At 45.0% G+C, this 13,931-nt stretch carries 10 protein-coding genes; all 10 read left to right on the forward strand.

Features of this window, described 5'->3' with window-relative positions; translation table 11 throughout:
• Nucleotides 1–201 precede the first annotated feature (201 nt).
• The 10 genes from MHO82_RS12180 (at nt 202) to MHO82_RS12225 (ending at nt 13,842) form a co-directional block, all read left to right on the forward strand.
• Nucleotides 202–5,784, forward strand: a complete 5,583-nt coding sequence (locus tag MHO82_RS12180) for a glutamate synthase-related protein (RefSeq protein WP_239184219.1) — start codon at nt 202–204, stop codon at nt 5,782–5,784.
• 32 nt (nt 5,785–5,816) lie between these two features.
• The gene (locus MHO82_RS12185) at nt 5,817–7,580 is read left to right on the forward strand and encodes a sulfite reductase flavoprotein subunit alpha (protein WP_239184220.1); all 1,764 of its coding nucleotides are present in this window, start codon (nt 5,817–5,819) and stop codon (nt 7,578–7,580) included.
• Nucleotides 7,581–7,676: 96 nt separating this feature from the next.
• On the forward strand, nt 7,677–8,108 hold the full coding sequence (locus MHO82_RS12190; RefSeq protein WP_239184221.1) for a DUF1499 domain-containing protein: 432 nt from the start codon (nt 7,677–7,679) through the stop codon (nt 8,106–8,108).
• Nucleotides 8,109–8,209: 101 nt separating this feature from the next.
• Nucleotides 8,210–8,680 (forward strand): DUF1456 family protein, encoded by a 471-nt coding sequence (locus MHO82_RS12195; RefSeq protein ID WP_239184222.1) that lies wholly within the window; start codon nt 8,210–8,212, stop codon nt 8,678–8,680.
• A 158-nt stretch (nt 8,681–8,838) separates the two neighbouring features.
• Nucleotides 8,839–9,537, forward strand: coding sequence for a 5'-methylthioadenosine/S-adenosylhomocysteine nucleosidase (gene mtnN / locus MHO82_RS12200; protein ID WP_239184223.1), 699 nt, complete (start codon nt 8,839–8,841; stop codon nt 9,535–9,537).
• A 7-nt stretch (nt 9,538–9,544) separates the two neighbouring features.
• Nucleotides 9,545–10,498 (forward strand): cobalamin biosynthesis family protein, encoded by a 954-nt coding sequence (locus MHO82_RS12205; protein WP_239184224.1) that lies wholly within the window; start codon nt 9,545–9,547, stop codon nt 10,496–10,498.
• 29 nt (nt 10,499–10,527) lie between these two features.
• Nucleotides 10,528–11,349 (forward strand): vitamin B12 ABC transporter substrate-binding protein BtuF, encoded by an 822-nt coding sequence (gene btuF, locus MHO82_RS12210; RefSeq protein WP_239184264.1) that lies wholly within the window; start codon nt 10,528–10,530, stop codon nt 11,347–11,349.
• A gap of 107 nt (nt 11,350–11,456) precedes the next feature.
• Nucleotides 11,457–12,068, forward strand: a complete 612-nt coding sequence (locus MHO82_RS12215) for a TRIC cation channel family protein (protein ID WP_239184225.1) — start codon at nt 11,457–11,459, stop codon at nt 12,066–12,068.
• A 195-nt stretch (nt 12,069–12,263) separates the two neighbouring features.
• Complete coding sequence (locus MHO82_RS12220; protein ID WP_239184226.1) at nt 12,264–13,247, forward strand: questin oxidase family protein; 984 nt, start codon at nt 12,264–12,266, stop codon at nt 13,245–13,247.
• A 40-nt stretch (nt 13,248–13,287) separates the two neighbouring features.
• Nucleotides 13,288–13,842: a flavodoxin family protein gene (locus tag MHO82_RS12225; protein WP_239184227.1), complete on the forward strand. Its 555-nt coding sequence runs from the start codon at nt 13,288–13,290 to the stop codon at nt 13,840–13,842.
• Nucleotides 13,843–13,931 lie beyond the last annotated feature (89 nt).

Below are 13,931 nucleotides of genomic sequence, written 5' to 3' on the forward strand. Positions count from 1 at the left end.
GTTAGGTTGCTGAAAACAAATAACAACGGAAATGTTAACTAAGTATTTAAAATTCAGCACTTTAAGCTTATATCGCACATAAATGCAGTCACAATTTCTGTATGGTTTATGATTAATAACCAGCGATTCAGTAATCATGATGTAAGTAAACGCTTAGTAGTCACTGCCAGATAAACAGGCAGTAAGCAAGGGAGAATTGCAATGACACTGTATGATCCGTCGCTAGAGAAGGACAATTGTGGCAAAAATACCAGCACTCACAGTGAACGTGAGGCTAGCTACAAACTGGTTCAAACGGCGATCTCAGCACCTGCTCTAACCAGTCAGGAATTTCGTTCGCTGTACGATAGTGAGCATGAACATTCGAGTTGTGGGGTTGGATTCATCACCGATAAAACAGGTGAGCAAACCCACCAATTACTCGCTTTGGCCCACCAAGCACTGTGCACAATTCCTCATCGTGGTGGCATGAATGCAGAAGGAATTGGTGATGGTGCCGGAGTCAATATCGACTTATCTGTCAACTTTTATCGCTTTTTACTTGAGCAACCTAGCCTTGAAAAAGGGGAGTTTGGTGTTGCTAACTTTTTCTTTCCATTCGATAACTCTCAGTTTGATACCGCAAAATCACTGATTGAAAGCACACTTTCAAAACACAAACTGGATATTGCTTTCTGGCGTGAAGTTCCTGTAAATACCGATGCGGTAAATAAAGCGTCACAACAAGTGCAACAAACCATTCAACAAGTCATTTTTTTAAACCGAGAACCAAGAAATCACGTTGAATTTGAAGACGATATTAACTTATCACTCAGTGAACTGGAGTCGATAGGTTTTACTGATGACAACTTGGAAGGCTTTTATCCGCTTTCGATGAGCTCCAAAACTCAGGTGTACAAAGGGCGCTTAAATTCATGGGAAGTTGTGCCCTACTTTGCGGATCTTTCACACCCAGAACATCAAATCACGACCCTATTTTTCCATACGCGTTTTTCCACCAACACCGCACCAGCCACTATGATGGCTCAACCTTTTCGTCGCATGGCGCACAATGGCGAGTTGAATACCGATAAAAAAAATCGGTTAAGCGAAGACGCTATTGCTCGCCAGCAACATAAAAAAGTGATCTTTCCAAAAGGTCAATCAGACTCTGCCCGCCTCGATCAAACGTTGGCCCGCCGTGTGGTGGAAGACAGATTAGACATCGTGACGGCTGTGCTGGCAATGATGCCCCCGGCCTGGGAAAACGATGAAAAAATCTCCCCTGAAGTTCGGGCTATGCTGGAGTACTTTAGCTTATCAGAAGAGAAAAATGACGGACCAGCGGCACTGATTTTCTCCGATGGCCAAAAAGTAGGAGCCCGTCTCGATCGCCTAGGTTTGCGCCCATTACGCAGTGTCGAAACAGACCGTTATCTTGCAGTAATGAGTGAAGCTGGACAAATCGACTTTCCCGCTGAAGAAGTCATCCGCTATGGTCGTATTCAAGCTGGCGGGATGATCTACTTTGACCACGGGACTGGTAAGAGTTACGAAACCAATGAAATCCTAGAAACCCTAGCTAAGGAGCGTAATTATTCTGCTCTATTAGAGTCTGCTCGAATTACCCTCGATGATCTTGCCCCTTCTTCACTAGACGATGTGACTGAGAATACCGAGTTTAGCTCATACAGCCGTCAAGTTGCTTATTCACTGAACCAAGAAAGCTTCAAGTTCTTCTTAGACCCAATGATTGAGCATGGCGCAGAGAAAATTACGGCAATGGGTTTTGGCTTAGCGCCTAACGTCTTAACCGACGAAGAAGGAGGAATGTCGAAATACTTTAGCCAACGTTTTGCTCAAGTAACTAACCCACCACTTGACTCTTTACGAGAGTCAGACGGCATGACGTTACGTGTTGCCCTAGGTGCAAAGCCCAACTTTAGCCCACAAGATACAGTTCAACTGGTACTCGATTCACCGATCTTACAGCCACAGCAGCTAGAGCAAATTTTTGCCCAAGACAGAATCAACGTAACCACCTTCGACACCTTATTTACTCCTACGCTCAACAGCCGAGAAGACAATGCCAAACGGGTCGCGCAAGCCATTAATGATCTGTGTGACGCCGTCCAACAAGCGGCAGAACAACAATGCGGTATTGTGGTACTGAGCGACAAAAACATTGCCAATGACAAAGCCGCCCTTCCTGCTGTGCTTGTTGTTACCGCGGTAAACCAGCGCTTGATCAAAAAAGGCTTACGCTTTGACACCAGCATTGTTTATCAAACAGGCCAAGCTGTTAGCAGCCATGATATCGCCTGTTTACTGGGTTTCGGTGCCTCGGCCATTTGCCCGATGTCCGTATTCCACCGAGCAAAAACTCTGTCGAATAACCAGCCAGTCGAAACCGGACTAAAGAACTTTCAAAAAGCGTGTGAAAAGTCACTCATGAAAACCATGGGTAAATTTGGCCTTTGTACCGCTGAAAGTTACATTGGCGGTGAGTTTTTTGAGTCAAACTTCTTAGATACCGACTCCCCATGTTTAAAAAAGTACTTCCCTAACATCAGCTCTCCAGTTGGTGGCGCACGCTTTGAAGATCTAGCGTGGAGCTCGGCAAAATGGCACTTTAAAGCACTGGCGATTAATGAAGAAAACCAGATACCGTTACTGGGTTTATTTAAAGAGCGTCAAGACGGTGCAGGTCACAGCTTTGGTAATACCGCAGTACGCGAATACATCAACATGACCCAAGAGTCGGTGCAATATGTCGATGAAAACCAAGCAGAACAAGCCCTTGAGTCCGCAGTAGTCACCAGTGAAGACATCGCTTATAAAGAGCAAGGCTACGACAAACTCACCCCAGAGCAGATAGACAATTTTAAAGTAACACCGTCTTACCGCTCATTTGCCAGCAGTTTATACAGTGAACGGGAATCTCGCCCTGCCGCCCTTCGTGATATTCTGTTGCTGCCGCTCGATTTTACCGCAGCATCCACACCGGAAGAGTTCTCACACCTACTTGATCGCTTCCACTTTGATGGTAACGTCAACTACCTATGGGCGGGTTTACAAGTCACCTCTCTTTCCGTAGAGGAAGGACGATTCCAGTTACAACTGAATAACGTTGAAGCATCGGAAGCACTTCATGCGGCTATTAAGTCCACCTGGGCCGAAAAAATCGTCTCCGCTTCGCTAGAAAGTCATCACATTTCGCTTGAAGTAAAACCAGAGTTAGGTCAATTCTTAACGCGTATCAAGGCGGCTAAACAGCCAATAGAGTTAGATCAAGTTGAACCAGCTCACCTAATTACACCCACTTTTGCGTCTGGTGCAATGAGCCACGGAGCACTCAACGCCAACGCGCATCAAGCGGTAGCTCAAGGCACCAACATTGCTGGAGCCATGAGTAACTCAGGTGAAGGTGGCGAGCACTCAACGCGCTTTAATACAATCAAAGCCAGCAAAATCAAACAATTTGCATCAGGACGCTTTGGGGTCTGGGTAGGCTATTTGGCTGATCCTCAGCTTGAAGAGATCGAGATTAAAATTGCACAAGGGGCAAAACCGGGGGAAGGTGGCCAGCTACCATCACCAAAAGTAACGGTAGAAATCGCCGCTGCCCGTGGTGGAACACCAGGTGTTGAACTAGTGAGCCCACCACCACACCACGACACCTATTCCATCGAAGATCTTGGTCAGCTGATTCATGATGCCAAAGCCGCCCGTGTGCGCGTCATTGTTAAACTGGTCTCTTCCGAAGGGATCGGCACCATTGCGGTTGGTGTCGCAAAAGCGGGAGCCGATGTGATCAACGTCGCTGGTAATACTGGCGGTACAGGAGCTGCGGCTGTAACCAGCTTGAAAAACACAGGCCGAGCAGCAGAAATAGGGATTGCCGAAGTTCATCAATCCCTGAGTGAAAATGGCCTGCGCGACAAAGTCACCCTTCGCTGCTCTAACGCTCACCAAACTGGCGCAGATGTGATTAAGTCGGCCATCATGGGTGGCGATTCCTTCGAGTTTGGTACCACTGCACTGATGATGCTCAAGTGTGTCATGGCCAAAAACTGTAACGTAAAATGCCCTGCTGGCCTCACTACTAACCCTGAGCTGTATCAAGGTGATCCAAGAGCTCTAGCCCAATATTTCTTAAACGTGGCTCATGAAGTTCGTGAGATTTTAGCAAAACTCGGTTATCGCACTTTACGCGACATTCGCGGAAAAACAGAACTGCTGCACCTTGCTAACCACCACAGTATTGTTGGTCGCCTTGATATGACGGGCTTACTGCGTCCAGTGGATATCGTCAAAGTTGCCAAACCTATCTATCTAGAAGCAGACTTCACCCCAGACGATCACCTTATTGAAACTCTTCTAAGTGATTACTTTGAATCTGAGCAACGTCACATTACACTCGATGCCGGAAAGCTGAACAACCGCAATAAATCCACTGGTGGCCAGCTATCCATCGATATTGAACGTGGCTTAAATTATCAAAATATTGCGTCAAACCACCCTGCCGTTTTATTAGCAAGTAATGGTCGCCGCTTCTTAGATGCGGAATCGGTCCTAATCAAAAGTAACGGCAGTGCAGGACAAAGCTACGCCGCTTTCAATAACAGTGGCTTAGTCATGGAGCACACAGGCACTTGTAACGATGGTGTCGGTAAAGGGGCCAGTGGTGGCCATATTGTGGTGCGTTTCCCAGGCCAAGATCAGCTTACCTCTGGCAATAATGTGCTTATTGGTAACTTTGCGTTATTTGGCGCAACAGGTGGTCAAGCTTTCATTGAAGGTGAAGCTGGTGACCGTTTTGCGGTACGTAACTCAGGTGCCGTCGCCGTTGTTGAAGGGGTTGGTGATTTTTGTTGTGAATACATGACCAATGGTTCCGTCATTAACCTAGGCGGTTATGGAAAAGGCTTTGGTAATGGAATGTCTGGTGGCGTCGCTTACCAATACAATGTTGATGGCAACTTTGCTAACAGTTGCAGTAAAGACTCTGTTCTGACGTTGCCATTAATCGAACATAACCCAGGTTATGAAGAAGCACTAAAATGGCATTTAGAACAACATGTTCGCTTTACTCAATCTGCTCAGGCAAAAGCTATCTTAGCGGATTGGGCAACCAGCCGAACTCTATTTACTCTGGTGCTTCCATTAGCTCTGACGCAAAGCCAACACCCTGAAAGTATTCTGGCCTCTCATTCTCGCAAGAAAATGCAAGAAGAGCTGATCCACGGAGAAGCAAACCGCTTGCTTGAAGAGATCCACTTTGCTTATCGGGATGAGCAAGTCCTGTCTGACGGCTTAAGCCCACAATATGGAGAAATGGATACCTCATTAATTTGTGATCTTCTTACTCAAAGTGGGGTATTACACCGCGCACATGAATTGGCGAAGACACAAGTACCAGACGAAGATGAACAAGCGAAGTTAGTGACACGTATGTTCGAGCTGCGTGATAAAAAGCTGCTCGATACTGTCACAAAAGATGTAAAAGAAGCGATCTCTACCTACAAAGATGAAGAGTTAGCTGTACTGCTCGCCCACAAGCGAGTGCAAGATTACAAAACATCCCTCGCACGTAGAGATGTTTGGGATACACACTCTCGTGGAACCTCAGTTTGGATTTTAGCTCGCGAACTCGATATTCGATCTCAATTAACAGAGATTGAAGCGCTCAATCAAAGATTAGCAACCCTATATTGTCATGCGTTTGCAGATGTCATTCGAGATGATATAGAGCAAGAGAAAGCACTAGAAAAACAAGCTGAGAAAGAAGCCCAAACAGCCTAAGGAAAGGCGCGTATCTTAAGATAGGAAGAATTATGAAAGTACCTCATTTACCAAAAGATATTCCATTTAATGGCGACCAAAAGACATGGTTGGCGGGCTTCTTTTCAGGTCTGCATTCTCGTCTGCTCGTCAAAGAGGAATCAGTGGTTCATGCTGAATCTAAGCCACAAGTGAAAGCCCTTACTATTCTTTATGGTTCTCAAACGGGCAACGCTGAAAGTGTCGCCTACGATACAGCAGAAAAAGCCAAAGAATATGGCATGACAGCCAACGTCTACGACATGGACGACGTCGATGCACAAATCTTCGTGAAGTCCTCTCGTATCTTAATTGTGACAAGTACCTACGGTGAAGGTGAAATGCCAGACAATGCAGAAATGCTCTGGCAAACCATGAGCAGTGATAATGCACCAAAACTCGATGGCACCTTCTTCTCGATACTCGCCCTTGGTGACACCAGTTACGATGAGTTCTGTCTTGCCGGCAAACTATGGGATGAGCGCTTAGAAGCCTTAGGCGCAACCCGAGTAACCCCTCGTGTGGATTGCGACATCGACTTTGAGAGCCCATCTGAAGAATGGATGATTGCCACCCTGCCAAGTATTGCAGAAAAAGGGGATGACGGGGACAGTCACTCAACTCAAGGAGGGGCCTCTACCCCAAAGCAGAAATCTAAGTTCGGTCGTAAGAACCCGCTGCAAGCGACGTTGAAACAAAAACGTGTTCTTAATAAAGAAGGATCCAGTAAAGAGATCGTTCATTATGAATTATCACTAGAAGGATCTGGTGAATTCTATAAACCAGGGGACGCGCTAAACGTTATCCCTCAAAACCAACCGGAACTGGTTGAAGCATTTCTTGCCCAACTGAACTTTTCCGGTGATGAAAAACCGTCTTGGAACGGTGAAAACCACAGTCTGCGTGAGATCTTTACGCGCTATCTAGACATTCGAACCCCATCCAAAGAGTTTGTAAAAACCTTAGCTGAAAGCGCCAGCGATCATAAGCTCATTGAAATGATAGCCAATGAAGACAACTCTGCGCTAAACGACTTCTTATGGGGCAAAGATACCTTAGATCTTCTGCAAGCTTACCCGAATGTCACGTTATCTTTGGCTGAAATTCTTTCCTTATTAAAGCCAATTGCCCCACGTGCCTATTCCATCTCTTCAAGCTTGAACAAACACAATGATGAAGTTCACCTCACCATTGGTAGTGTTCGATACAAAAACGATGAACGTACTTATAACGGTACCTGTTCAACATGGCTCGCTGATCTTGTTGAAGAAGACGGTAAAGTACCTTGCTACTTTGCACCAAATAAAAACTTCGCGGTTCCTGAAGACGATAAAGCCCCAATGATCATGGTGGGCCCAGGCACAGGAATTGCTCCATTCCGTGCTTTCTTAGAAGAACGCGAAGTCCAGGCTTCACCAGGTGACAACTGGCTAATTTTTGGTGACCGAAACGGCGCAACCGACTTTATTTATCAAGATGAATTGGAAACCCTGCAAAATAAAGAAGTCCTCACCCGCTTAGATTTAGCATTTTCTCGCGATCAAGCAGAAAAAATCTATGTGCAAGATAAAATGCGAGAAGGTGGTGCAGAGCTGTTTGCATGGCTAGAACGTGGTGGCTACTTCTTTGTTTGTGGTGATGCTTATTACATGGCCAAAGATGTCGATAAAGCACTCCATGATGTAATTATTGAACATGGAAGTCGCACCGAAGAAGAAGCCAAAGAATACGTTAATCAATTGAAAAAACAAAAACGTTACGTTCGAGATGTATACTAAAATATACCGTTCTTAAGCAAAAAAAGGATCCTATAGTGGGTCCTTTTTTATTTGTAAATACATCACGTAAATAACGCGACAATAAGAGGCAACCCAATGACAAAAAACGTTTTCCTAGCAATATCAATACTCAGCTTGACCGCATGCAGTCAAGGGGTCACCACAATAGCTGACAAAAGCTCCTCACCGTGCGGCGAAAAGCCTAACTGTGTTTCCACTTTAGATAACCGTGATGAATTTAATATTGCCCCTTTTGAATTAACCCCAGACGCGACTTTAGAGATGCTGGAGCAAGCTGCACTGCAACTTCCTGGCGCAAAAACAGCAGTAAAAGAAAAAGACTATTTACGCATTGAGTGCACCTCAACAATCCTGCGCTTTGTGGATGATTTAGAGCTCAAAATAGAAGGACAGCAGCTCATTGTTCGATCGGAATCTCGAACGGGGTACTCAGATTTTGGTGTAAACCGAAAAAGAGCAGAGCAACTCAGAGCCGAACTTATTAAGCAAAATCTAATTATGAAATAATAAATTCCGCGGTATTCATGCATTTTATTGCTATCATCACCTTTGCTATTTTTACGCACTAACCACCGTGGTTCAGTTGCCCATTAGATCAGGACACATTTGTGACTAATAACGACATTTTACGCCGTATCCGTTATACCTTCGATTTCAACGATTCTAAAATGATGGCCATTTTTGGCTTAGCTGATCATCAAGTAACACGAGAGCAAGTAAGTAACTGGCTGAAAAAGGACGAGGATGCTGCTTTTCAACAGCTAGAAGACATTCAACTGGCGATCTTTTTAAATGGCCTGATCAATGATAAGCGCGGCAAAAGAGAAGGCCCACAACCAGAGCCAGAACAACGTCTTACAAACAATATGATTTTTGTAAAATTAAAAATCGCATTAAACCTGAAAGCCGAAGATATTTTAGACATCATGGCACTCGCTGACTTTAACATGAGCAAACACGAACTGAGTGCTTTTTTCCGCAAGCCAGATAACAAGCATTACCGTGACTGCAAAGCACAAATTTTACGTAACTTCCTAAAGGGGGTTCAACTAAAATACCGTCCGGAAGAGAAAGCATAAGCTTCGTTCTCCCCTGATGCGACATACAGCAAGACACCTCATACTATGATCTTTGCTGTATGTCCCAACACAGCACTTCCTTATTGTTAACCCCTCTTCAAAAAAAGCTATGCTACAATCCTTTCCACTATCAACTCCTTATTAATGAGAACACAAAGATGAAAATTGGCATTATTGGTGCAATGGAACAAGAAGTGGTCATCCTAAAAGATCAACTAGCAAACTGCGAAGAGCATAAAAAAGCAGGTTGTACGTTTTATACAGGCACACTAAATGGTGCAGATGTCGTTTTATTGCAATCAGGCATTGGTAAAGTGGCCGCTGCTGTAGGCACCGCAATTTTATTAGAAAGCTACCAACCAGATGTTGTGATCAACACAGGTTCCGCTGGCGGCTTTGACTCAAGCCTAAATCTTGGTGATGTTGTTATTTCAACAGAAGTTCGTCACCACGACGCTGATGTGACTGCATTTGGCTACGAAATTGGTCAAATGGCGGGTCAACCAGCAGCATTCGCTGCCGATGAAAAACTGATGCAAGTGGCAGAACAAGCATTAGCACAAATGGAAGACAAACACGCGGTTCGTGGTTTGATCTGTACTGGTGACGCGTTTGTTTGCACCGCAGAACGCCAAGAGTTTATTCGTAAGCACTTCCCTTCGGTGATTGCCGTAGAAATGGAAGCTTCAGCAATTGCCCAGGCATGTCACCAATTTAACACACCATTTGTGGTGGTTCGCGCTATCTCTGATGTTGCAGATAAAGAATCTCCAATGAGCTTTGAAGAATTCTTACCACTAGCAGCTAAAAGTTCATCAGAAATGGTGATCAACATGGCGAACCTGCTAAAGGCATAATGAAAGAATGATCGAGCAATTCACTTCTCTAATTGCCGATGGCACCCTACTAGTGATGTGGGGTGCACTGCTGTTCCACGTTTTGCTGCCGATTCCCTATCAAGCTCACCCCATGACGTTATGGCAAAAATTCGCTTCTCAGCTTGCCGAAAAAGTAAATGGAAAAGGGGATTACTCACAACGCTTGTTGTATGGCACATTAGCATGGCTTTTAATGTGGACACCGGCCTTATTGGTACTCATTGCTGCCTACCCTCTAGTGTGGGATCAACGGCTATTTGAGCTGGCTCTACTTCTGCTTGCCATTGACTGGCGCAGCTCTGAAAAGCTAGCCAAGGGGTTAGTCAATTCACTCGGCAATAACGATAAACAGCAAGCACGCGCGCAACTCGCTTTTCATGTTAACCGTCAAACAGATACCTTATCGCCACTTGGATTAGGAAAAGCGGGCGCTGAAACTTTGTTATTAGGGTATAGCCGCAATGTTATCGCGGTTCTGTTCTGGTTTGGTTTAACTGGTGGCATTGGTGCTTTCATGTACCGACTGGCTTGCGAGCTTGCTAGAGCATGGTCTCCTAGCCATGAATCCCTGCGCCCATTCGGATTACCTGCGGTTTATATGCTGGCTGTCTTTGATTACTTGCCTTTACGGTTATTTGCATTACTGCTCTGCGTTGGCCGCAATGGGAAACAAGCAATCACTACCATGTGGCACCAAGGTAAACAGTGGCAACTGCCTGGTCCTGGCTGGCTACTTGCCGCAGTGGGTGGAAAGTTAGAGCTCTCTTTAGGTGGGCCTGCTATTTACCTTCAGCAAAAATTAATGCGCCCGAAATTAGGAGGACGCATCGCTCCCGCGGCCTATCACTTAGCGCAGCTTCATCGGCTACTCAATGTTCGTATTGTTATTTGGATAGCAATTCAAAGCCTGCTTATTTTACTGCTCAAGCAAGGACTCTAACCTTGAAACTCAGCTCTTCTTTCGGCCCGTTGTTCTCTTTATTTTGTCTTGTTTATTCAAGTGCTGGCTTTGCTACTCAAAAAATTCAGCCCGCTCAACGAGTGATCAGCTTAGCCCCACACACCACTGAACTTGCCTATGCAGCCGGACTTGGGCCAGCCATGATCGCAGTCAGTGACTACAGTGACTACCCTGAACAAGCGAAAAACTTAGAAAAAGTAGCCAACTATCACGGCATAAAACTCGAACGTATCATTGCGTTAAAACCTGATTTGATACTGGCATGGGAAGGCGGGAATTCCCCTAGAGAGCTCAAAAAATTAGAACAGTTAGGCATGACTGTGTTTTATTCTAAACCCACAACCTTAGATGACATTGCTATCGCCATTGAAGAGCTAAGTCAGTGGGCCACCGATCCTTCGTACGCTCAGAAAACCTTAACCAACTACCGAGCAGACCTAGAGCAACTACGTAGCCAATACGCCCATAAACGTAAAGTACCTTTTTTCTATCAGCTCAGCACTAAGCCGATGATAAGCGTCGCGGGAAGCAGCTGGCCAAGCCAAGTGTTTACTTTATGCCAAGGCGAAAACATTTTTCAAAATAGCCCGAGCCCCTACCCTCAAGTCAGTGAAGAGCAAGTTGTCGTCAGGCAGCCTGAAGTCATTTTCACCTCTGAGCATGCTGTCGATAATAACAACTGGCACCACTGGAAAGACAAACTCCCAGCCCAAGACAAGCAGCAAATTTGGTCATTACATTCTGATTGGTTAAATCGCCCAACACCAAGGACGCTGAATGCTGTGAAACAAGTTTGCCAGTATTTAGACACCGCCAGAAAAGCAATGTGACAGAGATCCACTCACCCACCATTGATCGTTAACAGCTTGTTGTGCCTTTACACTAAACGGGTACAATCAACCCGTTTTTTTCATGCTGTTTTGTTGAGTTATCCCTAATGCTTACCTACGTTCTTGATATGTTTGGCACCGCCATTTTTGCAATTTCGGGAGTGCTGTTAGCCGGCCGACTAAAAATGGACCCTTTTGGGGTAATTGTATTGGCCAGTGTGACCGCCATTGGTGGGGGAACCATCCGAGACATGGCACTAGGTGCAACCCCTGTTTTCTGGATCGTGGATCCCGCTTACTTATGGGTCATTTTTACCACCTGTATCATTACCATGCTGGTCGTTCGCCGTCCTAAACGCCTGCCTTGGTTTGTACTGCCCGTTTCCGATGCCATTGGCTTAGCCGTGTTTGTTGTCATCGGCGTCGAAAAAGCCTTAGCGTATGGCGCAACACCAATGGTTGCTGTCATCATGGGCGTTATTACTGGCTGTGGTGGAGGCATTATTCGAGACGTCTTAGCCAGAGAAGTCCCGATGGTATTACGAAGTGAAGTCTACGCAACTGCCTGTATTTTAGGTGGTATTGTTTTTACTATCGCGCTGCATTACCAACTCGATTCCAATATTGCGACTTTGATGAGTGTTGCTACCACATTGATCATTCGCTTAGGGGCGATTCGCTGGCATTTATCCCTACCAACCTTTGCCCTCAACAAATAACACTCTCTCTTTAGCAGTCTGACATTCTCAGGCTGCTTTTTTCTGCTCTACAATTCCATATTCACAAAATTGCAAAAATAAGTGATCTAGCACGACTCAAAAAACAATAAGTAAAGTTTTTTGTTTACTTAACTATCACCCATACTATATTAATAAACAAATAACTTTATTTAATATATCCACTGGGAGCATCTCATGGAGCGAGCAAGCATAATAAAAAGCCAAAAGCTAATTAAGTTAGGCCACCAATTTGATCCCATCTACGACACGGATCTCAGTAATCATCTACCCATGGCGTTAAGCGCACTAGAACTATGTGGAGCAACACAAGAACAAATCGAGCACTTTTATCGCTTTTATACGCCAAGATTAGAAAAAATGAGGGCAGATAACACCGATCACCGCCAGCCCGCTACTTTGGGTGAACCTGATCACTTTCATGTTCATAGGAAAGCTATTCGAACCCAGCTAATCAATCTTGGTATTGAAAAAACACTCAAACGCCAATTACCAGCTTTATTGCCGGGACTCAGCAGTAATGCATTTCACTGTTTGATTCGTCTATCTTATGCCGTTCAAGCTCAAGAAATCGATGAAATTGCTATCGCACTTGCCGAATGGTCCAGCGTCAACCAGACATTAGGGCCTTTAACAACCACTCAAACTTACAATGCAGAGCAACAATTAGAACAGGCCAAAAGTCAGTTCGGTGAAAAGAAATTAGAATTTAGCAACATTTCCAAGCGTGTTATCCACATTATCAATCACGATAAATTTCAAGCAATACGCCCTATACCTGAAAATTTGTCGATTGAAACAGTCGCTAAAGTTGTTGTTACCCAGTTCCTGCACACTAATGATTTCACTTTATTACACGGAGTCACCGCATTTCAGGCATTTTTACTGTTATGCCCCTACTTTGACGATCAACACCAAGCCTTGCACTACTTCTGGCAAGCCTATGTGGCCGTGTATGCCAGCGCTTCACACACGCCAGTTGTTCCTTATACGCAACAGCCCAGCACACCCCAATGGCAAACATGGTTTCAGCAGTGCCTTCAGAGCTTAGACGATCACACTATTAAGCTGGTTTATAGCTGTTCATACATTTACCAATTTTTCCCTTACCCAGAATATTTGGCCGCTGTTGAAATGAGGCTATCGAAAGAACCGAAATAACACTCACCACCGCACTTACTGGCAAAAATAAGGAGTTCCTATGAAAAGTATCGCTATTGTGTATTTTTCTAAAACAGGTACCACACATGCCCTAGCTGAAGCGATAAAAAACGGGGCCCAAGATCAAGAAACCGCCACGGCAACCCTGTACCCACTCAGTGGTAAAGACATCATTGAAGGACGCTACGACAACACTCAGTTATTCACTGAATTACGCCAAGCAGATGCCATTATATTTGGCTCACCAACCTACATGGGTGGTCCTGCGGCTCAGTTCAAGGCATTTGCCGACGCCAGTAGCGAAACATGGGGTGAGCAATTATGGCGCAATAAAATCGCGGCTGGATTTACTTGTGGTGGAAGTCTCAATGGCGAGCAAGAGCAGACCTTACTCTATTTTTTCACGTTGGCCAGCCAACATGGCATGTTATGGGCAGGATTAGATATGCCAAACGGCTATGAAGACAAAACCATTAACCGACTTGGGGTTCAATTTGGGGCTTCTGCAGCCACTGAAGACAACGGAAAAGTACAAACCATCGATATCAAAACAGCACAATACCTAGGTGAACGCATCGCAGGTTTGCTCGTGTAATATGAAGTAAACATCAAGCAGTATTAATGAATAACCCAATGAACAAAATACAAAAAAGGCGCACAACGCGCCTTTTTCTATACATCAAT

The organism is Vibrio sp. Of7-15 (assembly GCF_022347565.1).
In the GTDB taxonomy this organism is placed as follows: Bacteria; Pseudomonadota; Gammaproteobacteria; order Enterobacterales; family Vibrionaceae; genus NORP241.

Coding starts and splice junctions, on each gene's coding strand:
- MHO82_RS12180 (WP_239184219.1), top strand. CDS start 202: ATGACACTGTATGATCCGTCGCTAGAGAAGGACAATTGTGGCAAAAAT.
- MHO82_RS12185 (WP_239184220.1), top strand. CDS start 5,817: ATGAAAGTACCTCATTTACCAAAAGATATTCCATTTAATGGCGACCAA.
- MHO82_RS12190 (WP_239184221.1), top strand. CDS start 7,677: ATGACAAAAAACGTTTTCCTAGCAATATCAATACTCAGCTTGACCGCA.
- mtnN (WP_239184223.1), top strand. CDS start 8,839: ATGAAAATTGGCATTATTGGTGCAATGGAACAAGAAGTGGTCATCCTA.
- MHO82_RS12205 (WP_239184224.1), top strand. CDS start 9,545: ATGATCGAGCAATTCACTTCTCTAATTGCCGATGGCACCCTACTAGTG.
- MHO82_RS12215 (WP_239184225.1), top strand. CDS start 11,457: ATGCTTACCTACGTTCTTGATATGTTTGGCACCGCCATTTTTGCAATT.
- MHO82_RS12220 (WP_239184226.1), top strand. CDS start 12,264: ATGGAGCGAGCAAGCATAATAAAAAGCCAAAAGCTAATTAAGTTAGGC.
- MHO82_RS12225 (WP_239184227.1), top strand. CDS start 13,288: ATGAAAAGTATCGCTATTGTGTATTTTTCTAAAACAGGTACCACACAT.